Source organism: Shinella zoogloeoides (assembly GCF_033705735.1).
In the GTDB taxonomy this organism is placed as follows: domain Bacteria; phylum Pseudomonadota; class Alphaproteobacteria; order Rhizobiales; family Rhizobiaceae; genus Shinella; species Shinella zoogloeoides_A.
In genome coordinates, this window is sequence record NZ_CP131130.1 from 2881965 (window position 1) to 2901810 (window position 19846).

General features: G+C 67.4%; 25 protein-coding genes. 1 reads left to right on the forward strand and 24 read right to left on the reverse strand.

Annotation, left to right across the window (positions count from 1 at the left end; all coding sequences use genetic code 11):
* Window positions 1–7: 7 nt before the first annotated feature.
* From ShzoTeo12_RS14275 to ShzoTeo12_RS14365, 19 genes are all read right to left on the reverse strand, one after another.
* Window positions 8–550 carry a S26 family signal peptidase gene (locus ShzoTeo12_RS14275; RefSeq protein WP_003500095.1) on the reverse strand — a complete coding sequence of 181 codons (543 nt, stop codon included), beginning with the start codon at window positions 548–550 and terminating at the stop codon, window positions 8–10.
* A complete protein-coding gene (locus tag ShzoTeo12_RS14280) occupies window positions 547–1065 on the reverse strand; it encodes a DUF2840 domain-containing protein (RefSeq protein WP_003500094.1) in 519 nt (172 codons plus the stop codon). The genes ShzoTeo12_RS14275 and ShzoTeo12_RS14280 overlap by 4 nt, the downstream gene beginning before the upstream one ends.
* A complete protein-coding gene (locus ShzoTeo12_RS14285) occupies window positions 1062–1316 on the reverse strand; it encodes a hypothetical protein (RefSeq protein ID WP_003500093.1) in 255 nt (84 codons plus the stop codon). Before ShzoTeo12_RS14285 ends, ShzoTeo12_RS14280 begins: the two co-directional genes overlap by 4 nt.
* A complete protein-coding gene (locus ShzoTeo12_RS14290) occupies window positions 1313–2071 on the reverse strand; it encodes a DNA-methyltransferase (protein WP_003500092.1) in 759 nt (252 codons plus the stop codon). Before ShzoTeo12_RS14290 ends, ShzoTeo12_RS14285 begins: the two co-directional genes overlap by 4 nt.
* Window positions 2068–2721: a ParA family partition ATPase gene (parA, locus tag ShzoTeo12_RS14295; protein ID WP_003500091.1), complete on the reverse strand. Its 654-nt coding sequence runs from the start codon at window positions 2719–2721 to the stop codon at window positions 2068–2070. Before parA ends, ShzoTeo12_RS14290 begins: the two co-directional genes overlap by 4 nt.
* A complete protein-coding gene (locus ShzoTeo12_RS14300) occupies window positions 2718–3914 on the reverse strand; it encodes a replication initiator protein A (protein WP_003500090.1) in 1197 nt (398 codons plus the stop codon). The genes parA and ShzoTeo12_RS14300 overlap by 4 nt, the downstream gene beginning before the upstream one ends.
* A 12-nt stretch (window positions 3915–3926) precedes the next feature.
* Window positions 3927–4214, reverse strand: coding sequence for a helix-turn-helix transcriptional regulator (locus ShzoTeo12_RS14305; RefSeq protein ID WP_003500089.1), 288 nt, complete (start codon window positions 4212–4214; stop codon window positions 3927–3929).
* A 134-nt stretch (window positions 4215–4348) separates the two neighbouring features.
* A complete protein-coding gene (locus tag ShzoTeo12_RS14310) occupies window positions 4349–4882 on the reverse strand; it encodes a DUF2285 domain-containing protein (protein WP_107327474.1) in 534 nt (177 codons plus the stop codon).
* Window positions 4815–5123, reverse strand: a complete 309-nt coding sequence (locus ShzoTeo12_RS14315; RefSeq protein WP_174005926.1) for a transcriptional regulator domain-containing protein — start codon at window positions 5121–5123, stop codon at window positions 4815–4817. Before ShzoTeo12_RS14315 ends, ShzoTeo12_RS14310 begins: the two co-directional genes overlap by 68 nt.
* A 122-nt stretch (window positions 5124–5245) precedes the next feature.
* A complete protein-coding gene (locus ShzoTeo12_RS14320) occupies window positions 5246–5512 on the reverse strand; it encodes a DNA -binding domain-containing protein (RefSeq protein WP_003500087.1) in 267 nt (88 codons plus the stop codon).
* 115 nt (window positions 5513–5627) lie between these two features.
* Window positions 5628–5882: a helix-turn-helix domain-containing protein gene (locus tag ShzoTeo12_RS14325; RefSeq protein WP_003500086.1), complete on the reverse strand. Its 255-nt coding sequence runs from the start codon at window positions 5880–5882 to the stop codon at window positions 5628–5630.
* Window positions 5883–6094: 212 nt separating this feature from the next.
* Complete coding sequence (locus ShzoTeo12_RS14330) at window positions 6095–6259, reverse strand: hypothetical protein (protein ID WP_167666299.1); 165 nt, start codon at window positions 6257–6259, stop codon at window positions 6095–6097.
* Window positions 6260–6881: 622 nt separating this feature from the next.
* Complete coding sequence (locus ShzoTeo12_RS14335) at window positions 6882–7391, reverse strand: hypothetical protein (RefSeq protein WP_003500079.1); 510 nt, start codon at window positions 7389–7391, stop codon at window positions 6882–6884.
* A 447-nt stretch (window positions 7392–7838) separates the two neighbouring features.
* Window positions 7839–8387, reverse strand: coding sequence for a hypothetical protein (locus ShzoTeo12_RS14340; protein WP_035242850.1), 549 nt, complete (start codon window positions 8385–8387; stop codon window positions 7839–7841).
* 541 nt (window positions 8388–8928) lie between these two features.
* Window positions 8929–9333, reverse strand: a complete 405-nt coding sequence (locus ShzoTeo12_RS14345) for a single-stranded DNA-binding protein (protein WP_003497247.1) — start codon at window positions 9331–9333, stop codon at window positions 8929–8931.
* 722 nt (window positions 9334–10055) lie between these two features.
* Complete coding sequence (locus ShzoTeo12_RS14350) at window positions 10056–10472, reverse strand: hypothetical protein (protein ID WP_003497248.1); 417 nt, start codon at window positions 10470–10472, stop codon at window positions 10056–10058.
* 165 nt (window positions 10473–10637) lie between these two features.
* Complete coding sequence (locus ShzoTeo12_RS14355) at window positions 10638–11576, reverse strand: DUF2493 domain-containing protein (protein WP_024897978.1); 939 nt, start codon at window positions 11574–11576, stop codon at window positions 10638–10640.
* A gap of 328 nt (window positions 11577–11904) precedes the next feature.
* Window positions 11905–12951 carry a toprim domain-containing protein gene (locus ShzoTeo12_RS14360; protein WP_003497251.1) on the reverse strand — a complete coding sequence of 349 codons (1047 nt, stop codon included), beginning with the start codon at window positions 12949–12951 and terminating at the stop codon, window positions 11905–11907.
* A complete protein-coding gene (locus ShzoTeo12_RS14365; protein ID WP_003497253.1) occupies window positions 12951–17309 on the reverse strand; it encodes a strawberry notch family protein in 4359 nt (1452 codons plus the stop codon). Before ShzoTeo12_RS14365 ends, ShzoTeo12_RS14360 begins: the two co-directional genes overlap by 1 nt.
* Window positions 17310–17568: 259 nt before the next feature.
* On the opposite strand from ShzoTeo12_RS14365, the gene ShzoTeo12_RS14370 reads away from it, so the two are divergent.
* On the forward strand, window positions 17569–17967 hold the full coding sequence (locus ShzoTeo12_RS14370; protein ID WP_003497254.1) for a hypothetical protein: 399 nt from the start codon (window positions 17569–17571) through the stop codon (window positions 17965–17967).
* An 81-nt stretch (window positions 17968–18048) separates the two neighbouring features.
* Here the strand turns inward: ShzoTeo12_RS14370 and ShzoTeo12_RS14375 are convergent, their stop codons facing one another.
* The 5 genes from ShzoTeo12_RS14375 to ShzoTeo12_RS14395 form a co-directional block, all read right to left on the reverse strand.
* Entirely contained in the window at window positions 18049–18471 is a 423-nt protein-coding gene (locus ShzoTeo12_RS14375) for an antirestriction protein (RefSeq protein ID WP_003497256.1), read from the reverse strand.
* A 97-nt stretch (window positions 18472–18568) separates the two neighbouring features.
* Window positions 18569–18868: a hypothetical protein gene (locus tag ShzoTeo12_RS14380; RefSeq protein ID WP_003497258.1), complete on the reverse strand. Its 300-nt coding sequence runs from the start codon at window positions 18866–18868 to the stop codon at window positions 18569–18571.
* Window positions 18865–19134, reverse strand: a complete 270-nt coding sequence (locus tag ShzoTeo12_RS14385; protein WP_003497260.1) for a DUF6117 family protein — start codon at window positions 19132–19134, stop codon at window positions 18865–18867. Before ShzoTeo12_RS14385 ends, ShzoTeo12_RS14380 begins: the two co-directional genes overlap by 4 nt.
* Before the next feature lie 77 nt (window positions 19135–19211).
* Window positions 19212–19406, reverse strand: a complete 195-nt coding sequence (locus ShzoTeo12_RS14390) for a hypothetical protein (RefSeq protein WP_024897976.1) — start codon at window positions 19404–19406, stop codon at window positions 19212–19214.
* A 9-nt stretch (window positions 19407–19415) separates the two neighbouring features.
* Window positions 19416–19817, reverse strand: coding sequence for a hypothetical protein (locus ShzoTeo12_RS14395; RefSeq protein WP_024897975.1), 402 nt, complete (start codon window positions 19815–19817; stop codon window positions 19416–19418).
* Window positions 19818–19846: the final 29 nt, after the last annotated feature.

Below are 19846 nucleotides of genomic sequence, written 5' to 3' on the forward strand. Positions count from 1 at the left end.
CGCGTCGTCACCGCGTCGGCGCGCGCCAGACGAAGCGGCCATCGCCGTCGTCATCGGTGTAGAGAGGCATCGCGCGGCCGATGACCGCCGAGGCGGGAAGCGCGCCGAAGTAGCGGCCATCGAGGCTGTCGCGGACGTCGTTCATGAGGAAGAGTTCGCCGTCGCCGATCACCCGGCAGCCCTGCCAGGCGGGCAGGTCGCGGCCCATACGGTCGCGCTCCAGCGCCTCGCCCATCTCCACCGCGTCGACCGTGATGGTGCGCCCGGTGCGGCAGACCCTTTGCCCCGGCAGGCCGAGCACGCGCTTGAGGAGCGGCACGCCGCGACCGACATAGCCGCGCGCGACCATGAAGCTCGCGAGCGGCTCGGGCGGCAGCACGGCGACCAGATCCGGTACTTCCAGGGCAACGGCGGGCTCGACCGTGTAGAATCCGACTGGCGCGCTGGCGGTCGCGTTCCAGATCAGCCGTGTCGGCGCCGGGACGATCGCCGCCGCGACCGCGCCCGTGGCCGCGAGGCACGTCACGACGGCGTAGCCGAGGCGGGTCATGGCTCCGCCCTCCGGCGCAGGAGAAACGCCTTGTGCCGGGTGACGGTGTAGGCGCGCGGTTCGTGACCCGCGGCGAGCCGGTTGTGGACGTGCCGCCAGTGGTCGGGCGAAACCTCGGCGGGATCGATGCCCTGCGCCTCGATCGCGTCGACGATCTGGAGCACGCGCTCAACCTTCGGCCAGCCGTCGATCTTGAGCAGGATGTCGCCGCCGGGCCGCACGAATGGCAGCGTCTGGAACGGCTCGCCTCGGTCGACGGCGCGCACGATGTCGACGCGCGAGATGATCGTGCCGTGCTCGTTGGCGGCCCAGCGCACGAGGCAGAAGATCGTCTCGGGCGCGAAGCCGACGAGCCTGCGGCGGCGGTCGAGCTTCTGCTCGTAGCTCTCCTGGCCGAACCTGATCCAGCACTCGATCCGCTTCTCGATCCAGGTGAGTTCGACGAGCGTGGTGAAGGGCGCCGGTCCGTTCGGCAGCGGACGGCCGCGCAAGCGGTAGGCCGCATTGCCGGTCATGGCATGTCTCCTTGGCGGTCGGGAAATTCGCGTTCGAGCAGCTCGCGGAGCATGTCGGACGCCGTGACGCCGCGCCGGAAGGCGGCGATCTTGATGCGGCCGCGCAGCTCGGGCGTGATGTCGATGGTGAGGCGCGCGGTGAAGGCGGCGGCATCGCCACTGCGCGCGGGCGGCGTCTCGCCAGCCTTGATCCAGCCTTCGGCGTCGCCGGGCCGGGAGGCGAAGCCGCGCTTTTCCGTGCGGACCGTCATGGCGCGGCTCCCGCGTCGAATGGCAGCACGGAGGCGATGCGCGCGCGGGCACGCTCGGCCATGGCGGCGTCGATCTCGCAGCCGAGATAGCGGCGGCCGGAAAGCCGGCAGGCTTCGCCCGCCGCGCCCGAACCGGCGAACCAGTCGCCGACCAGGCCGCCAGGAGGGCAGCTCGTGCGGATCAGGATTTCGAGAAGCGCGGACGGCTTCTCGGTCGGATGGATGGCGCGGCCATGCGCGTTGCGCACGTAGATGACCGAGCGCATGAGGCGCGGCCCGCCGTCCTGGCTGACATAGTGGCCGGCGTCGATCTGGCCGGTAAGGGGCGGCCGCTTCTTTCGCCGCACCGTGCGCGCCAGCGCGTCCGGCGTCGTCTGGACATCGTTGTAGACGTCGCGCCAAGGCGTCTCGGCGGGATAGAATTGAACGGCCAGCTCATGCACCCGCTTGAAGCGGTCGGCATGGAAGCTGGAGCCGTTCTGCTTCTCCCAGACGATCTCCTGCGCGATGCGAAAGCCTGCATCCGCGAACCGGATCGCCGTGACCATGAAGCTGCGCAGCGAACCGAACACCCACAAAGAGCCGGTCTGCTTGAGGGCGGCCCGCGCGAGCGGAAGCCAGCCTTCGACGCGGCGGTCCCAGGAGAGCGAGGTGTCGCCGTAAGGCGGATCGGCGAGGATCATGTCGAACGGGCCGCGTTCCGGCATGAGGTCGCGGCAATCGCCGGCCAGGAGGGTTTCGGAAAGCACCGTCATGGCGCGGTCCTCCCGACGCCGAGCCGCGCGATCTCGGCCGCCAGCGCCGAGATCTCGCGCGCGGCCAGGCTGTCGGCGGCGATCTCGCAGGCAAGCCGTCCGGTCTGCGCGGCGTCGGCGAAGATGACGCGCTGGCCGATCGTCGTGGCGAGCACCGGCGGATCGTGCTCGGCCAGCGTCTCGGCCGTCTCGCGCGCGATCACCGTGCGGGCGGCGCAGCGGTTGAGGACGAAGCGGGCGACGAGCTGAGGCCGGTAGATGCGCGCCTCCGTCAGGAGCGCCAGCATCTCCGCCGAGGCCCAGCCGTCGAGCGGCGACGGTTGCACCGGCATCAGCACGAGGTCGGCGGCGAGCAGCGCGGAGCGCATGAGTCCGGCGACACGAGGCGGTCCGTCGATGACGATGTGGTCGGCGTCGCGGGCGAGTTCCGGGGCTTCGCGATGCAGCGTGTCGCGGGCGAGGCCGACGACGCCGAAGGCGCGTGGCAGGCCCTCCCGCCCGCGCTGCTGCGACCAGTCGAGCGCGGAGCCCTGCGGGTCGGCGTCGATCAGGGTGACGCGCTGGCCGCGCCGCGCCCATTCGCCGGCGAGATGGAGGGCGAGCGTCGTCTTGCCGACGCCGCCCTTCTGGTTGAGCACGGCGACGATCATGTGTGCCCTCCCGGCTTTCGGGATCGGGGCGGCGTCGGCGCGTTTGAAGTATCGTCGGCCGTAAGGGAGGATTTACGGAAAGACGTAACCGGACTAGCCTGCGGCCCATGTCCGTGTTTCGTCTTCGTGACGCCGGCATCGAGACTTCTGGCGGCGCTGCGGATGAGGTTTTCCACATCGCGCGCGCGCCCAACAATGTTAGATTCTCTATTAGACTCTAAGTTAAGGCCGGGAATCGTGGTTTCGGGCCAGAGACTTAACTGTGGTGCGTGCGTGCGAAGTCCCGATACCGCCTGCGTGCGAAATCCCGATAGTGCTGCGTGCGAAATCCCGATCGCGTCCACAGCCTTGTCCACAGGGGCCGCTGACGGGCTGACCGGTACGATCCTTAGCAGTTCGCGGCGGCCCTCCCGCTCGATGCGCAGGCGGTAGCCGGGCAGCGGCTGGCGCAGGGCGATGCGGCGGAGCTGGAGCGCGAAGTCGGAGACGCGCACCAGGCTGCCGGATTTCTCATGGAGGTGCGGAACGTCGAACAGCCAGCCGCCGGGCTGGCGTCCGGCGTGCTTGCGGGCGACGCGGTAGAGCCACCGCTCGATGCCGCCGCTCAATCGGAAGTAGGCCGGATCGATGGTGAGGACCAGCGAGCGGTCGACGACGCCCCGGTAGAACCAGTCGGGCAGGACGAACTCCATGCCCTCGACGCGGCCGTCGGCGCGGGAAAGTTCCTCCCACTCGTTGATCCACGAGAACTGGTGCCGCCGCCAGTTCTCGCCCTGGCGGATGTTGGTGCGGATGACCGTCGACTGGAGCCGCGAGAGTGCGCCCTTGAGGAGCTTGTAGTCGCGCGCGCCGGTCTCGCGGCCGATCGCGGTGAGAAGCTGATAAGGGGTGAAGCGCAGGAAGCGCGAGGTTCGAAGGCCGAGATTCTCGGCTTCGACGATCTGGCTCGCGGCCCAGATCAGGACGTCGGCGTCCCAGATGGTCGCCATGCCGTGCTCCTGCACGGCAAGGACCTCGACGCGCACGTCGCCGGCCTCGTAGAGGATCGGCACGACGCGCTTGGCCTTGGCCAGCGAGAAGAACGGCCGTTCCATGAGATCGCGCTGGTCGCGCGGCCGCGCATCGCCGGTCGCGACGACGAAAGGATCGAGCGTGTTGCGTTCGCTGGGCGTGATGAGGCGGCGGCGCTGCATGCCGGGTCCGCCTCAGCGATGCCGCCGCACGCCGTTGTAGGCGGGCGACACCAGGGAAGCGTGGCGCTTGGCGGGCAAGACCGAGCCGCGTGGATCGGCGGTCGAGGTGACAGCGCCCCGCTCGGCCCAGGCTTTGAGGTCGTCGATCGCGTAGACGACGCGGCCGCCGAGCTTGCGATAGGCCGGGCCGGTGCCGTAGGTGCGATGCTTTTCGAGGGTCCGGCCAGACAGGCCGAGGTATAGCGCGGCCTCGGGCGTGCGAAGATAGCGTGGCGGCAGGTCGGAAATGTCGGGCGTCATGATCGGGCCTCCGTGGGGTTCGCGAGGCCGCTGATGGTCAGCGGCGGTCGAAGGCCACGGTGGCGAAGAAGCAACGGCAGGGGGGAGTGCGAAGATGGCGATGCTAAAATCGCACCCCCTGGCCCGACGCCGGATTATTTGCGCCGGCGCCGGCGCAGGAGGCTGAGATAGCCGCCCTCGATCATGGAGAAGGCGTCCTTGACGAGATCCATGACGGCATCGCGCAGGGCCGACGTCTTCCAGGGCTCGTCGGCGATCCGGGCCTGTCCGTAGATGACGCCCGCGATCTCGCGGTAGGTAGCGCCGTTCATGCGGCCATCGACAGCCTGGAGCATGTGCCGCGCCCGCCGGCGTTGCTGGCGGGTCAGACGCCGGTCCTCCGGCACGCGCCGCCGCAACAGCCGGCTGAACAGGCGTTGGACGGCATCGGCGCGGTCGAGCCCGTCCGTATCGATCGGAATGACGATCGAGAGCGGTCCGCCGGCGTCAGCGCCGGAAAGGCGTACGAGATTGAGGTAGCGGCCGCCGCCGAGGTCGTACCGGAAATATTCGCCGTCGTCGCTCGCTCTGGCCTCGGCCGACCCGAGCGCGGCCGAGAGATCAAGTCCGCCGGAAAGGATTGGCGGCGTGGCGGCGAGGACGAGAGCGCCGGTGTCGTGGCCGGGCAGCCAGAATACCGGCGTTTCTACGGCCGAGAGGCCGGGCCGGACGGGGAAAGCAAAGCCCCCAGTTGTTGATCAGGTCTACGGTGGCAGGCGTATCGTCGACCGCCGCGTCCGCCACGGCCCGGTAGTCGCCCTGATATTTCGCATTGCGGCGAAGCCACTCCCAGGCGATGTCAGGGGAGTCGATATCGTCCAGGAAGTCGTAGGTGGAGGAAGATCGCCACTGCGATATGTCGGGTTTCATCGCCTCCTCCTCGCAGTCGTAGAATTAGGGCGTGCAGAGGAGTGATGATTACAATTGCCGCTTGCTCGCGGAAGCCCGATCGCTGGCAACGGATGTTGCCGCGCAGGCATCACGGTGATCGCTTATTTCCGGTATCCTTCGCGCACGAGATGGCGATAGCCCTGCTCGGTCAGCCAGCGCGCCCGCGCCAGGTGGGTGTCGTAGACGTGCCGCGCGCGTTCAGGCTCGCTGTCCGCGTCGAGGCCGAACAGGATCGAGACCGCCTCCCGCCAGCACGCGCCGTCCGCAGCCGAGTCGTGCAGGCGGAAGTAGCGCTTCATGTTCTTGCGGTCGTAGGGTGTCAGTTCCGGGCAATCCGGCGGTGCATCGAGAAAGGCGTTGTCGGTCACGGCAGGGTCCGATCATGGCTTGTCCCCTGGGATTGCGCTCCAGCGCGCCGCCAATGTGCCAGCCCGGCATGGCAGAATGACAAAGGAAGGTTTGCTTCAGAAGGAAATAGCGGCATCAGTATTCTTTGCGGTGCTGTTGTTTCGGCCGAACAAGCATCAAGCCCTCACCCTGATCGGTGCTCAGAAACATGATGCCGTTGTTTTCGAGAGCCCGGCGCACCTGATCCCGCGTGCTTTCGTAGACCTTGAGGCCGCTCTCGGACTCAAGGCGCTTCAGCGCGGTCAGGGAAACCTGGGCCTTGTCAGCGAGCGTCTCCTGCGTCCATCCAAGCAACGCGCGCGCGGCCCGCGACTGTCGGGCGGTGATCATGCATGATCACCTCCTACAGCCACGAATGCGCACGCCAGAACTACGACTAATTTAGTCGCTCTTGGCAAAAAGAGCCAGCGGTAATCGAGTGAAATTCACGGGTTCTCTATAGGTTAGGCCGAACTGATTCGGTCGCCGTGCGCCACGCTCGCCCGGTATGTGGTGCCTTCCCGTCGGCGAGCCGGAAAGAGGGCGAGCGCCCCCTGGCCGGATCAGGCGAACGGGTCGATCTCCCCGACGATCGCATCCTCGTCGCCGTCATATTCGGCGAAGGGCATCACGGCCATCGTGCCATCCCCGGCCCGGAAGATGACGATGGAGACCATCAGGGTAGAGGCGAGGCTGAAGGCGTAGGCGTTTGCATCTGGAAGGGACATTTCTCGGCTCCTGTGCGGGAGCGGGACCATCTCCGCTCGACAGGCTCCCGAAATGTTTCGGCATGGCCGCGATCACCTTGCAGGCTGCGCCGGCAAAGGCCGCACGCATTGCGTAGCGGACCCTTCACGGGTTGATCGTGGAAGGGCATGGCGAAACCAGAGTGGAGCATTCAAGAGCAGGGTGGCGTCCGACCGCGAGCCTCGAACGCCTTCCTGATGCCACCGCCAGGCCGAGCACGCGACGGGTGATCGGGCGCCTCACTCGGTCCGGCGTCGGCAACGAAGCTGCGCACCCGCCGTTCTGCCGGGCGGATTCGCGCCATCGCGGCGAATGATCAATGCCAGGGCTGCGTTCCCCTGCGCGGAGGTAGTCCGCTCAGGGCGCAGCGGAAAGCGGCTTCCGGGAGAGGGAAAGGGGTTTGGGGAAAGGGAGGAGGGAACCGTCCCCTTTCCCCATGGGAGGATGTTTGAAGGAGGGGCTTGCCCTTCCTTCATGGGGAGAGCGCGAGAGGGGGCAACGCCCTCTTTTCGCAAGCAAAGGCGGCCGGTCGAACCGGCGGCCTTGGCTCCCGGCTCAACGGAAAGGCGACAGGCGGCCGAAGCCGCCTGTCGCCTGATGACGTCATCCGTCCTGCTCTTCGTCCTCGAAGGCCGGATCGGTGGTGTAGGTATTGAACCGGATGCCGGTCTCGGCGGCGATCTGGCGCAGGATGGCGCAAAGGCCGTTCAGTCGGTCGTCACCGACTTCGACGCGCGGCGGAGGGAAGCCGTCGAGGAAGCGCCACGTCCCGGTGCGGCTGTCATAGTATTCCTTCGTGGCCCAATCAACGTGAACCTCGCAATGAAGAAGATCGATGCCGTCCGGTTCGCGCCAGTTGTAGGTGAGGTCCTGCCCGGCGCCCCAGATCTGCTCGCCGAGATCGTCTGCATCGGGGCCATCGGGGTTCAGCGCCAGCGCATGCTGAGCGGCGAGCGTCCCGCGCGCCAGGTCGATGAGCTGGTCGAGCTTGGCCACCAGCCTGTCGTGAGCGCCGCGGCTGAAATCGTCGTCGCAGGCAAGCCGGTTGGCAAGCACCATGATTCGGAAGCCTGCGAACTTCGCATAGAGTTCGACATAGTGGAAATCAGACATATCAAGTCTCCTTTCGTTTCTGACGAAAGGTGTCCACGCCTCAAGCACAGAGGGGTCAGGGACCGCGGAACGCGGCCGCCGTGCGGCAAGCGGAGGAACCGATTTTGTGGAGTCGGCCTCTGGCCGGCGGAGGAAAATTGGAGGGGCCGCGCAGTCCTTGACGCCGGATGGGCTGGCGTACAATGCGTAGTCAGAGAGAGATAGCCCGCGGCCCCGACAGGGGCCGCGTCCGTATGGGCCGGGGTGGTTTGGAGGGGGTGTTTCACCCCCTTCATGGGTGGGGGAGCTGGAGGGGGCGGGGCTCTGCCCTGCCCCTTCCGGGGTGAGTTTGAGAGGGGTGGCTTGCCCCCTTTCATGAGCAAGGTCGAGCGGTCGATCCGCTCGGCTTTGCAGCCAGGACGTCGCAAAGGCGGCAGGCGGTTGCCGCCGCCCGCCGCCTCTCCGGCACTATCGGTATCTGTCGTTTCTGATCGGGGTCTCGTAGATCGCGGGTTCGATGCCCGCCGCCCCGTCCGGCCCGATGCAGTCGTAGTAGAGATAGGTGGTGAAGCGGATGCCGGTATCGGCCGCGATCCGCCGGATGATCCCGCCGAGGCCGCACAGGTGCTCGTCGCTGACCGTGAAGCTCTCCGGGATCGGACGAGGGCACCACATTTCCGCGACCGGATCTCTGTAGCCGCCCCAGTCTATCTCCGGATCGATGCAATCCAGGAGATGCCAGGGATAGAAGCCGCCGCCGCTGGTTTCGAGATCGCCGACGCAGAAGTCGATGGTCATTTCCAGGGCCTCGCGCGCGGCCGGATCGGTTTCGGTCCGAAGCAACGCTTCCGCCCGATGGCCTTCCCGGCAGAACCCGGCAAGCTGCTCGAGCGCATCGGCGAGCCGGTCATGGACGACCTCGGCAAAGCGCGTGTCGCACTCGGCGCGGTTCGCACGAACCTGATTTCCGAAGGCGATGAACTTCGCATGGAAGTCGAGGAAATCGAGCTTGGACATTCTAAGTCTCCTTTCGTTTCTGACGAAAGGTGTCCACGCCTCAGCACAGAGGGGTCAGGGAACGCGGAACGCGGCCGCCGTGCGGCAAGCGGAGGAACCGATTTTCTGATCCGGGCCTAGCAAGGAACGGAGTCGAAAATTGGAGGGGCCGCGCAGTCCTTGAGGCCGGATGGGCTGGCGTACAATGCGCAGTCAGAGAGAGATAGCCCGCGGCCCCGACAGGGCCGCGTCCGTATGGGCCGGGGTGGTTTGGAGGGGGTGTCGCACCCCCTTCATGGGTGGGGGAGCTGGAGGGGGCGGGGCTTTGCCCTGACCCTTCGGGGTGAGTTTGAGAGGGGCGGCTCCGCCCCCCTTTCATCAGGGGAGCATCGGGCCAAAAAGTGGATGCCGGTTTTTGGACCTGCCCGATGCCCCGGCGAAGACCTCGGACCGTCGCGCCGCAGCGCGGGGCGGTTCGGGCCGGTAAATCTTCCGGCGGCGCGATCGGTCGCGAACATGGAGAAACCCGGCGGCTTGCGCCGCCGGGCCTTGGGCCTCCCGCTCAAAACGGGATGTCGTCGTCGTAGTCGGTCTGTCCGCCCCGCTCATTTTCGGTCTGCTTTGCCCGGCTCAGGAAATCGACCGTCTCGGCGATGATCTCGCATCCGTAGCGGTCGTTGCCTTCCTGGTCCTTCCACTTCGTGTAGTGGATGCGGCCGCGAACCAGCACCTTCATACCGCTCTTGCAATAGTCCTGGACCGTCTTGCCGAGGCCGTTGAAGGCAGTGATCCGGTGCCATTCGGTGTCTTGAACCCGGTAGCCCTTCTCGTCCCGGACAACCTTGCCTTCAGAGTAGCGGGGGCGCGAGGTGGCCAACGTGAAGTGGGTGATCCGGGTGCCGCCCTGGGTGGTGCGGGTTTCGGGGTCCTGACCGATGTTACCGGCGAGAATGACGATGTTCTGCATTGTAAGTCTCCGTTGCTTCTCCGAGGGACCATCCCTCCGACGAGACCCGGCCAAGGCCGGCGGGAGACGCCTGCAACTGCACGCTCGCGGGCAGCTCGCCCATAAGGCCCGGAGTGGGGCGGGCAGCCGCGCTTGCGCGGCAACACGGTCCGGAGCCGCGTGGGTTGCGGCCGGAAACCGAACGGTCTTAGGGGATCAGTCAGTCGGAGGGATTGGTGCCTCTGAACGCACACGGGATCAGACGCACGGCAGACCATCGCCATTCTCGCCGGCAACAGCGAAACGTCAGGCCCGATGATTCCGCGCCGCCGGGACGACACCTCCATCATCCGCTTCCGGCCACCCGCGTCTCGCTGCTCGGAGGGCATGGGCCTCCGGGAAGGCAATGAAGAGGGCTGACGGGTGCTGAAGGCACGGAACGGCGCTGCGTCCCCCGGTTCGACGGCCGGCAGTGCGGTCCATTAGCATCGTGGCGAGGCGGAAATGAAGGTGGTCGCGGCCAGCCTTCACGACACGAGGGGAGTTGGCCAGCGGGCGAAAGACGCTCGCGGCCTGCGGGCTCATGCCGATGATCGGCCGCTCCTGACCGGGCGAAGCAGACCCGAAGCGGGCGCATGGGCCGACCGGCGCCGACGCTGCATCGCGTTCTGAGCGGGAGGCCGAAGGGCGGGCGGCGCAAGCCGCCTCAGTTTGTCCTGGGAGCGGCGGATCGCGATGCCGGATCAGCGCGAGAAGACCGAGACGCCGAGGGCATTGAGATTGACCATGGCGGCGATGCCGATGAACAGGCCGCCCGTGCCGCCGAGCAGATTGAGCACGATCGCAGAGTCGACCGCATTCTTCGTAACGCCGTGGACAAGGGCATAGCCGGCAATGGCGGCGGGAACTGCGAAGATCGCGAGTGCGATCAGGCGCAGGGCCGGGTTCTTCGCGAAGCCGAGAACGCCGATCACCAGCGCGATCGCCCCCAGGGCGGCGGCGATGGCGGCGAAGCCGGTCATGAACAGGCCCGCGCCGGCGGCCCAGGCATATTGTGCGGCCGTGAGGCCGACCATGAAGGGCAGTGCATAGATCGCGAGATTATAGGCGATGATGCAGAGCATGATGGTCAGGGAGATAGCGAGCAGGATCAGCGACATGGAAGCCTCCGCATGAACGGTTGAGGATCACGACAGGCTTCCGGTGAATACGCTCCGCCTGCGACTATGCTGCTGTGCCGGTTCTGCAAGGATGTTCAATCAAAGCCATCATCATCTCCCGTAGTCAAGTATTCGGCCGGTGAAGGGTTGCCGGAAGGCGGCGCTTTACGCGCCGCCCTCGAACTGCATGGTCGGGATGCCGAGCTTGCGGGCCTTGTCCGCGAGGTTTCCCTGAATGCCGCCGCCGCCGAAGACGAGGACGCCGACCGGCAGGACTTCCAGCATCGTGTCGTTACGCTTGTAGGGAGCCTGCTTTGCCGGATACTTCTGGAAGTCGGGCTCGAAGGCGATCTGCGGCACCTTGCGGCTGGCTGCCCAGCGGGCGGCGATGCGTTCCGCGCCCGTCTTCGCGCCGCCGTGGATGAGCACCATGTCGGCGTGCTTCGCACGAACCTGATCGAGTTTCGCCCAGATCAGGGTATGATCGTTGAAGTCGGTTCCGCCCGAGACGGCAACTTTCGGACCGGCGGGCAGCAGCACCTCCTTCTCAGCCCGGCGCTTCGCGGCAAGGTAGTCTCTGGAGTCGATCATCGCGGCGGTCAGATTGCGATGGCTGACCTTCGAGCCGGTGCGGGGCCTCCAGGCGCTGCCGGTGTGGTGCTCGAAGGCTTCGGCGGCGACATCGCGGAAGAGTTCCATGCTGTTGCGCCGTTCGATCATGGTCTGGCCCTCTGCCGTGAGGCGTTCGAGTTCGACCGACTTCACCTCGCTGCCGTCCTGTTCCGTCTGAAACCGGCGCTGCGCCCGCTCGTTGTCGTCCAGCTCGCGCTCCACCCGGCCGGTGGCGCGGTGGAAGAGATTGACGGCTCCCCAGAGCAGCTCTTCGAGATCGGGTTCGAGGCGGGTGTCGCCGAGGGTCGCGACGAGGGCATCGAAGATATCTGCGACGGCTGCGGCGACGGCATTGCCCTCCGGAAGCGGCCTCGGATCTGGTTCGTCCTGATATGGCCGCCAGCCGTAGAGCTGGAGTTCGTTGAGGACATGATCGGTGGGGGATGCGGTGTGGATCGGCTCGTAACCTGCGTTTTCGTCTTCGTTCGTCATCGTGAGCGTCCTTGTCTGGAGACCGCGCCCATCGCGGCCTTCGCAGGCGTCGACGCCCACAGGCGGACCGGACTGGCAGCCCTCGCCTCTCGCGAGGGCCTCGATGGCCAAGCCCGGCTATTTTGTTTCGCGCTGCAAAGGCGGGGCTCGCCCCGCCGGCGGAAAATAGCCGCGCGCCGCGCCATTGCCCGGCCGGGCCGTTTGTGGGCCGATCGCCCTCTCAGAAGGCCGTGGGCGTGGGCTCTCCGACAGCAAAGGTCGCTTGCGATGATGAAGGGAGACGGCAAGTGGAGACGCCTGATCCACACCGCATCCCCTGCCGATCGCCTCAGCCCTCCACGAAACGGCGGACGTCATCGGGATGAACCTGCTCCAACAGGGTCGCCCGGAGGGCGTCGACGCCGCGCCAGCGCAGATCATCGTTGAAGTCCTCAAGCTTCGGCGACAGGGAAATCGCCTCGATCCCGAGGCTCGTTGCTCTGGCGACCAGGCTGTCTCGCGCACCGTCCCCTGCCGGATCGCGATCCCGGAGGACATAGAGCCTGCGCAGGCTCAGTGGGAACAGGATGGCGGCGAGGTGTGCGGCCGAAAGCGCCGCCATCATTGGCATGTGGGGCAGGACCTGACGGGGCGATAGCACGGTCTCGATGCCTTCGCCGGCCGCCAGCACCTCACCGGCGGCGCCGAAGCGGACACCGTGCCCGAGAAGATCGCCCATCGCCCGCCGCGGTGAATCGACGGGCGCCTTGCCCGAACCGTCCGGTGAAAGCCAGGTGCGGTGCGCGCCGGTCTGCTTGCCGTCGAGGTCGGTGACGGACGCGACGATCGCCGGCCAGATCTCGGTGGGCGAATGCGCATCCGGTTTATAGTAGCACCGCCCATGGTAGCGCAGCGCGGCGACGCCGGAGAGGGACGTGATCGCCCGCCCGTTGAGGTAGATTTCCGCAAGCGTGCCGCCGATCGGCTGCGACATCGCGAAAAGCCGGCGCGAGGCTTCCGGCGACCCCGACGGCGCGGGGCTGGAGGTCCTGCCGGTCGGTGCCCCCGTCGTCGCAGGCTCGGGATGCGGGAGCGAGAGGAACCGGCGCGCTTCCTCGGCTACGTCCTTGAAGTCGACGAGGCCGAGCGCCTCGCGGATGACGTCGAGGAGATCGCCATGCTCCCCGGTCGATGCGTCGGTCCATTTGCCTGCCGCGCCCTTGCCGGTTTCCGGCCCGGTCAGGCGCACGAACATCGAGCGTCCGGGGCTGTTGCGCGCATCGCCGACCTGCCAGTACCGTCCGGCGCGCCGGCCGGACGACAGGTATTCGCGGCAAACCGCTTCGGCGTGATGGCCGAGGCGGATCGCCAGCTCGGAGGCGTCGGGACGGGGCATCACGCCGCCTCCCGCTCGCCGATGCGCTCGACCGGCCAGCGATCGAGCACCCTGGCAAGCACGTCCGGGCCGCTGGCGTCGCTCGGCACGAACATGCGCAGCTTCCACGAGATGATCTCGTGGAACAGCCCGTAAGCCGTCAGGCGCTCGCGCATCGTGTCGTCGAAGCCCGACAGTTCGATGCGGTTCGCGCCCATGACGCGCACCCGGCGAAGCTGAAGGCCCTCGGCGAGGTCGAGGATGGTGCGGCCGTCCATCAAGGCGGCGAAGGCGTCGTCGGGCGCGATCGACGCGGCGCCGGTCGTGGTCGCGGTTGCGGCCCAGGCCGGAGAGACCTGCCGGCCGATGATGCGCTCGCCATCGTCCGTCTGGAGCCGATAGACGCGCGTCGAGTCGTTGGGCAGGCGCTTCCAGATCGGCAACAGCAAGCCCGTAACCATGTGAAGCCTCGCATCGGTGAACTCCGGCACCTCGGCGATCTCGGCTTCCCAGGCCGATGCGAAGGCATCCCGGTCGGCTTCGGCCCAGTGCGTCCCGCCCATGAGGCGGATCGGGATGTTGTGCGCCTCGGTCGGGCGGATCAGGCGGACACGGCGGTCGATCTCGCCGTCGTCGAGCATGACGCTGCTCGCTGGTATCTGCACGGCGGCCCGGCCGGAGCGCTCGTTGACGAGCAGCTTCGCGCGCGGATCGGCAAGTTCGGCAAGAGCTGCGTCGAGCGTCACCGGCCGGTTGCGCCTGCGTTCGTTGATCGTGAGCAGGCTGGTTTCCGCGCCGGTGCGGGGGTGGGTGTAGATCGTCTGGCGATCGACGACGACGAAGCTTTCGGCGCGCAGGGTCTCCAGCCCGGCGTCATAGGTGCCGGACGCGATGGCACCTTCGATGCGGGCCGTCAGCAGCCCTTCAAAGGCGGTGAACAGCACGCCTTGAAGCTCGATCGTCAGCGCCAGCAGCCTGTTCAGGAAGGTCGTGATCGGCGGCAGCTCGTCCTTGAGGCCGTTCGAGTCCATCAGCTTCAGCCCGGTGGCCTGCTCGAAGCGGTCGAGCGAGCATCCCTCGACCTTGCCGCGCACCAGCAGGAAATAAAGCTGACGCAGCGCGTCGCGGGCGTAGGGGCTCTCCAGATTGTCCTCGGGCCGGAACAGGCCCTGGCCGCCGGTCTGGCGCTGGCCGCGCGTGATCGCGCCCAGCGTGTCGAGGCGGCGTGCGATCGTGCTCAGGAAGCGCTTCTCCGCCTTCACATTCGTCGAGATCGGCCGGAAGAGCGGCGGTTGTGCCTGATTGGTGCGGTGCGTCCGGCCGAGGCCCTGAATGGCGGTGTCCGCCTTCCAGCCCGCCTCGAGCAGATAGTGGACGCGCAGCCGCGTGTTCTTCGCCGACTTCTCCGCATGGTAGCTGCGGCCGGTGCCGCCGGCGTCGGAGAAGACGAGCACGCGCTTCTGATCGTCCATGAACGCCTGTGTCTCGGCGAGATTGGCGGCGCCTGCGCGCGTCTCGACGACGAGACGGTCGACGGTGACGCTGCCGCCGGGCTTGCGCACGATGCGCCGCGAGCGGCCCGTCACCTCGGCAACCATGTCCGTCCCGAAATGCTGGACGAGCTGGTCGAGCGCGCCGGGAACCGGCGGCAGGCTGGCGAGCTTGGCGATCAGCGCGTCGCGTCGGGCGACGGCCTCGCGGCTTTCGACCGGCAGGCCGTCGCGATAGACCGGGCGCGACGACAGATTGCCCTCCGAGTCCGTGAACGGCTCGTAGAGCTGGACCGGGAAGGAATGGGCGAGATAGTCGAGGACGTATTCGCGCGGCGTGATGTCGACGCGGACGTCGTTCCACTCCTCGGTCGGCAGCTCCGCCAGCCGCCGTTCCATCAGCGCCTCGCCGGTCGAGACGATCTGGATGACGGCCGAATGGCCCGCCTCCAGATCGGCGGCGATCGAGCGCAGCAGGGTCGGCGCTTTCATGCTGCATAACAAATGGCCAAAGAAGCGCTGCTTGGCGCTTTCGAAGGCCGAGCGGGCGGCGGATTTCGCCTGCCTGTTCAGCGTGCCGGAGCCGCCTTCGCCGCCGCCGGTGATGTTGGCGGCCTGCATCGCCGCATCCAGATTGTTATGGATGATGGCGAAGGCGGCGGCATAGGCGTCGTAGATGCGGACCTGCTGGGGCGTCAGCTCATGCTCGACCAGCTCGTATTCGACGCCGGCGAAGGAGAGCGAGCGGGCGGTGTAGAGGCCGAGGGCGCGCAGGTCGCGGGCAAGCACCTCCATCGCCGCCACGCCGCCGGCCTCGATCGCCTCGACGAACTCCGCGCGCGTGGCGAAGGGGAAATCCTCGCCGCCCCACAGGCCGAGCCGCTGCGCATAGGCGAGATTGTGGACGGTGGTCGCGCCGGTGGCGGAGACATAGACGATGCGCGCGTTCGGCAGCGCATGCTGGAGGCGCAGCCCGGCGCGACCCTGCTGCGAGGCGGCAACGTCACCGCGTTCTCCCTTGCCGCCAGCGGCGTTCTGCATCTGGTGCGCCTCGTCGAAAATGATCACTCCATCGGCGTCGGAGCCAAACCATTCGACGATTTGCCGGACGCGCGAAACCCTCTCTCCGCGGTCGTCGGAGCGCAGCGTGGCATAGGTTAGAAATAGGATGCCCTCGTTCAGCGTGATCGGCTTGCCCTGCGGGAACCGCGACAGCGGCGTGACCAGCAGGCGCTCCATGCCGAGCGCGCCCCAATCGCGCTGCGCGTCCTCGATCAGCTTGTCGGACTTCGATATCCAGACCGCCTTGCGCCTTCCTTGCAGCCAGTTGTCGAGGATGATCGCGGCCGACTCGCGTCCCTTGCCGACGCCGGTGCCGTCGCCGATCATGAAGCCCTGGCGGAGGCGGACGGCGCCGCTGGCGTCCTCGGCCGCGGCGCTCAGCTTGTCGAAGGTGTCGTCGACCGTCCATGCGCCGGCGAGGAAGTCGGAATGCGCCTCGCCGGCATAGATCACCGTTTCGAGCTGCGCGTCCGACAGCAGGCCGAGCACGTCCGCCGGCAGCATCGGGCGATAGCTCGGCTTCGGCGGGGCGACGCTCGCCATCGACGTCGACTGGACGAGCTGGGTGGGATGCGCGCAAGCCCCGGAAATCCGGATGGTCTGGAGACCGTATTCCTCATAGATCGCATCCGACAGGCGACCGGCCTGGGCAGGCTTCCAGTCGACCGTCTCATAGGCGAGCGGAACGCCCTCCGGCTCGCGATGCGCCACAGCCGGCGCGGCCTTCGCCGCCCGGTTGATATAGGCGCGCACGGTCCGGGGCGCGGCGGTCGCGGCCATGGGCACGGCGATGGAAGGGTCGACCGGCGGGCGGGCCGGGAGATGCTCGGCCAGCCATCCGAGAAGCGTGGCGACGTCCGGCGCGACGCCGGGCGCGGTCGGGAACGCGGTCGGATCGTCCGCCGGCAGCTTGTCGATGACGGTGAGCCGCGTCGGGATGGTCGTGCCGTGCTTGGCATAGACCGACCCGTCGATCGCGGCGGAGAAGACGACGCGGCCGCGTTCCTGCAGACGGGCATAGGCCGAGGACCAGGCCGGTGCGTCCGGCGCGAAATTCGCCCCGGTGATCGCCACCAGCCGGCCGCCGGGCGCAAGGCGCGCCAGCGCCGAGGCGACATGGCGGAAGGCGGCGTCGGCCATGCGGCCCTCGACATTCGCCATCACCGAAAAAGGCGGGTTCATGAGAACGACGGTCGGAAGGAGAGCCCGGTCGAGGTGATCGTCGATCTGGGCCGCGTCGAAGCGCGTGACGGCAAGGGCCGGAAAGAGGTGGGAGAGAAGATCGGCGCGGGTGTCGGCCAGCTCGTTGAGCAGGAGCGAGCCGCCGGCGATCTCGGCCAGGATGGCGAGAAGCCCGGTTCCGGCCGAGGGCTCCAGCACGCGGTCGGCCGGCGTGATGGCTGCGGCGAACGAGGCTGCCAGGCCGAGCGGGATCGGGGTGGAGAACTGCTGGAAGGTCTGCGCCTCCTCGGAGCGGCGCGTATGCGTCGGCATCAGGCCGGCGATCTTGGAAAGCTGCGGCAGGACCGCGGCGGCGGAGCCGGCCTTGCGGAAAAGCGGCTTTCCGTATTTGCGCAGCATGAGGACGGTCGCGACCTCGCAGGCTTCGTAGGCGGTCTTCCAGTCCCAGGCGCCGGCAGTGTCGGAGCCGCCGAAGGCGGTTTCCATCGCGCCGCGCAGCATGGTGGCGTCGACGCGCTGGCCGCGTTCGAGGTCAGAAAGGAGGATCTGCGCGGCAACGACGATCGCCGAGGGCGTGGCGGACGCAGCGACGGGCGGAAGCGATGCGGCGACCTCGGCGGCCGCGGTTGCGGATATCATGTTCATGATGGGGAACCTCGGGAGAGCGGACGGAAACGAGCCGCGCAGCGCTCTCTCTCGACCGCACCGGCTCAAATCCGTCCCGGCCCCTCTCTTCCTCTCACAGCTTCCGCGAAATCGCCGAGAGCAGCCGTTCGCCGCCGGAGGTTTCCGGCCGTCACCTCGTTGAGACGACGGCTTTGATCTACAATTGAGCGGGCTGGATTTTGCGCCGGTTTGCTTGCGCAAATCCCGAAACAACCGCGATATTGGAAGGATTAAGCTCGTGAGGACATGGCTGCTTCCGCGTGCGCCGAGATTCTACTGGCTCATCATCCTGGCGTTCGCGGCATCGACGATCACGTCCGATTTGCCGGATTTCGGAGAGGGGCATTGGTCGACCTCGACCGCCTTCCGTGCCTGCATCATCGCGATCGCGCTTCTCCTCGCCGCCCTGTCGGAGTTCTGGGACATCGCGCCCGCGATCATCGTCAGCGCGGAGGCCCGCTACCAGAACCGGCAGGCGCAGGCGGTCTACACGATCCCCGTCGTTTTCGACACCGCACCGACCGTCGTGCCGAGGATGTCGCGACTGCGCGTGACGCGGACGGATGACCATCGGCCCGTCAGGCCGTGGACCTTGCGCTTCGACTATGCCGCCGAAGGACAGAAGGGCGAATGGTAGGACGGCCGCCCCCGCCGCGCCGAACGGGCCATCGCGAACACGACGAGAGCGCCCCGCCGTGAGGCGAGGCGCCCGGTCAAGTCAGTCGATCGCCGCGAAGATAGCCGAAGCTTCGGCATGTCCCTTCGAATAGGCTGCGAGGCGATGGTAGGCTTCCGCCAGATGGTCGGAATCGTGGCGCAGCGCGAGGTTCGAGAGGACGAAGAGGGTCGCGATGATGCCGGCGGCCTCGGCCGACACCTCGCCGCGAAACTCGGTGAGCCCGCTTTCGATCCGCATGGGCGATCGCGACGCGGGGGCGAGGAACAGCGGGCGGCCCCCATACTCGTAGAAATTCCAGAAGCCCCCGCGATAGTCATAGGGGCTGAGCCGCTCCATCACATGATAGACGGTGTTTTCCGCGATGATGAGGAGCCGCAGGCCGAACAGGGTCGGCAGGAAGGTTTCGCGGCAATCGTCCGCTACGATCGTTGCGGTCTGGCGGGCAGTGGCTTGAAGGGTCATGGCCTGGTTCTCCGGAGAGAGGAAGGAGACAGGTCCGGGCGGCGCTCTCTCTTCAACCGCCCCGAACCGTCCAGGCCCCGTCCCTTCTCTCCCTCGCTCACAGGCGCCAGAGGCCGCCGGCGATCTCCCGCACCAGCATGTCGCGCGCCTTCGCCATCACCTCGCGGCCGCAGGTCTCGGGGTGATCGAAGAAGCGCGCGGCCGGGCCGTTCTCGGTCCAGTCGGCGTAGTAGCAATAGGACCGATCCTGAAGCCGGAAGGCCGTCATGTCGGCGGCCCAATGCGGCTTCGGCTCGACGACGACGGTGACGCCATCGCGCGTTTCGGGCCAGGGCAGCGAGCGCTGCGAGGGCGGGCAACGAAGGTCCGCCGCCAGTATCTCGTCGACGGTGATCATGACGCGGCTCCCTCGCCCGACCTGGCGATGAAGCCGTCCGGATCGTCGGGATCGGGCGGCAGGTAGGCGTCGTAGGGATTGCCATCGGCCAGATGGCCGAAGGGCGTCATGACGAAATCGCCGTCCTCCGCGCGGCCGACGGCGCAAAGGACGTAACGGCGCTCGCCGGTGACGGCATCCAGGCACTCCATGAGTGCGAGATTGCCGTCGCCGGCGGCGCGGAGAAGCGTGTTGAAGTTGGTGCGGGCGTGATCGGGAATGGCCATGTCAGGCTCCTGAAACGAGAACGCCCGGCGCGATGGCCGGGCGATGGATGGGGATTGCGATCGGGGAGACGCAGGCGTCAGAGGCGGAAGCGCGCGACGAGGCGTTGCGCCTCGGCGTGGTGGCGCAGCATCTTGCGATAGAAGCGCTTGCGCGCGTCCCGCCTGTCGGGATCGCGCAGGGCGGAGCGGGACAGCTTGCGCCGCGCCGCCCCGACGACCGTGCGGCCGCGTTCCCACACGGGAACAGCGAGACGGAGATAGGTGGCGTACATCGCGGCCACCTACACGTTGATGCGCTCGCACAGCGCGTCGATCTCGGGGAGATCGAGCCCGGCGTGCGCGCCGTCGTTGTTGTAGATGTCCAGGAACACCGGATCGAGCGGCCCGTTGACAAGGGCGAGCTGAAGGGTGCGAAGACCGGCGAGCACCGCATCGCGCTCGTGGGCGGTCATGGCGACGATCAGGAACGCCTCGACCGTCTCACCCTTTTCGAGAAGACGGACGCCGGTGGATTCGTCGATTTCATAATCGTCGAACTCCTGCACCTCGCCGGTGGCGATCCATTCGCCATCGTAGCGGACGCTTTCGGCGACGCTTCGCGCCTCTGCGGGCGTGCCGGCCTCGACGACGGTTTCGTAATAGACAAAGGCATCGTGGCCCTTGCGGACAACAAATCTGGGCATGGGAAGCTCCATAGGGAAAGCACCGGGCG

Bases quoted from the DNA above. Each gene is read 5' to 3' on its own strand.
- ShzoTeo12_RS14345 (WP_003497247.1), bottom strand. From the start codon at position 9,333: ATGCAGAACATCGTCATTCTCGCCGGTAACATCGGTCAGGACCCCGAA.
- ShzoTeo12_RS14305 (WP_003500089.1), bottom strand. From the start codon at position 4,214: ATGACGCCCGACATTTCCGACCTGCCGCCACGCTATCTTCGCACGCCC.
- ShzoTeo12_RS14300 (WP_003500090.1), bottom strand. From the start codon at position 3,914: ATGCAGCGCCGCCGCCTCATCACGCCCAGCGAACGCAACACGCTCGAT.
- ShzoTeo12_RS14355 (WP_024897978.1), bottom strand. From the start codon at position 11,576: ATGACGAACGAAGACGAAAACGCAGGTTACGAGCCGATCCACACCGCA.
- ShzoTeo12_RS14325 (WP_003500086.1), bottom strand. From the start codon at position 5,882: ATGATCACCGCCCGACAGTCGCGGGCCGCGCGCGCGTTGCTTGGATGG.
- ShzoTeo12_RS14380 (WP_003497258.1), bottom strand. From the start codon at position 18,868: ATGATCACCGTCGACGAGATACTGGCGGCGGACCTTCGTTGCCCGCCC.
- ShzoTeo12_RS14335 (WP_003500079.1), bottom strand. From the start codon at position 7,391: ATGTCTGATTTCCACTATGTCGAACTCTATGCGAAGTTCGCAGGCTTC.
- ShzoTeo12_RS14385 (WP_003497260.1), bottom strand. From the start codon at position 19,134: ATGGCCATTCCCGATCACGCCCGCACCAACTTCAACACGCTTCTCCGC.
- ShzoTeo12_RS14315 (WP_174005926.1), bottom strand. From the start codon at position 5,123: ATGAAACCCGACATATCGCAGTGGCGATCTTCCTCCACCTACGACTTC.
- ShzoTeo12_RS14360 (WP_003497251.1), bottom strand. From the start codon at position 12,951: ATGCCCCGTCCCGACGCCTCCGAGCTGGCGATCCGCCTCGGCCATCAC.
- ShzoTeo12_RS14390 (WP_024897976.1), bottom strand. From the start codon at position 19,406: ATGTACGCCACCTATCTCCGTCTCGCTGTTCCCGTGTGGGAACGCGGC.
- ShzoTeo12_RS14285 (WP_003500093.1), bottom strand. From the start codon at position 1,316: ATGACGGTCCGCACGGAAAAGCGCGGCTTCGCCTCCCGGCCCGGCGAC.
- ShzoTeo12_RS14350 (WP_003497248.1), bottom strand. From the start codon at position 10,472: ATGTCGCTGATCCTGCTCGCTATCTCCCTGACCATCATGCTCTGCATC.
- ShzoTeo12_RS14365 (WP_003497253.1), bottom strand. From the start codon at position 17,309: ATGAACATGATATCCGCAACCGCGGCCGCCGAGGTCGCCGCATCGCTT.
- ShzoTeo12_RS14290 (WP_003500092.1), bottom strand. From the start codon at position 2,071: ATGACGGTGCTTTCCGAAACCCTCCTGGCCGGCGATTGCCGCGACCTC.
- ShzoTeo12_RS14375 (WP_003497256.1), bottom strand. From the start codon at position 18,471: ATGACCCTTCAAGCCACTGCCCGCCAGACCGCAACGATCGTAGCGGAC.
- ShzoTeo12_RS14340 (WP_035242850.1), bottom strand. From the start codon at position 8,387: ATGTCCAAGCTCGATTTCCTCGACTTCCATGCGAAGTTCATCGCCTTC.
- ShzoTeo12_RS14330 (WP_167666299.1), bottom strand. From the start codon at position 6,259: ATGTCCCTTCCAGATGCAAACGCCTACGCCTTCAGCCTCGCCTCTACC.
- parA (WP_003500091.1), bottom strand. From the start codon at position 2,721: ATGATCGTCGCCGTGCTCAACCAGAAGGGCGGCGTCGGCAAGACGACG.
- ShzoTeo12_RS14395 (WP_024897975.1), bottom strand. From the start codon at position 19,817: ATGCCCAGATTTGTTGTCCGCAAGGGCCACGATGCCTTTGTCTATTAC.
- ShzoTeo12_RS14275 (WP_003500095.1), bottom strand. From the start codon at position 550: ATGACCCGCCTCGGCTACGCCGTCGTGACGTGCCTCGCGGCCACGGGC.
- ShzoTeo12_RS14280 (WP_003500094.1), bottom strand. From the start codon at position 1,065: ATGACCGGCAATGCGGCCTACCGCTTGCGCGGCCGTCCGCTGCCGAAC.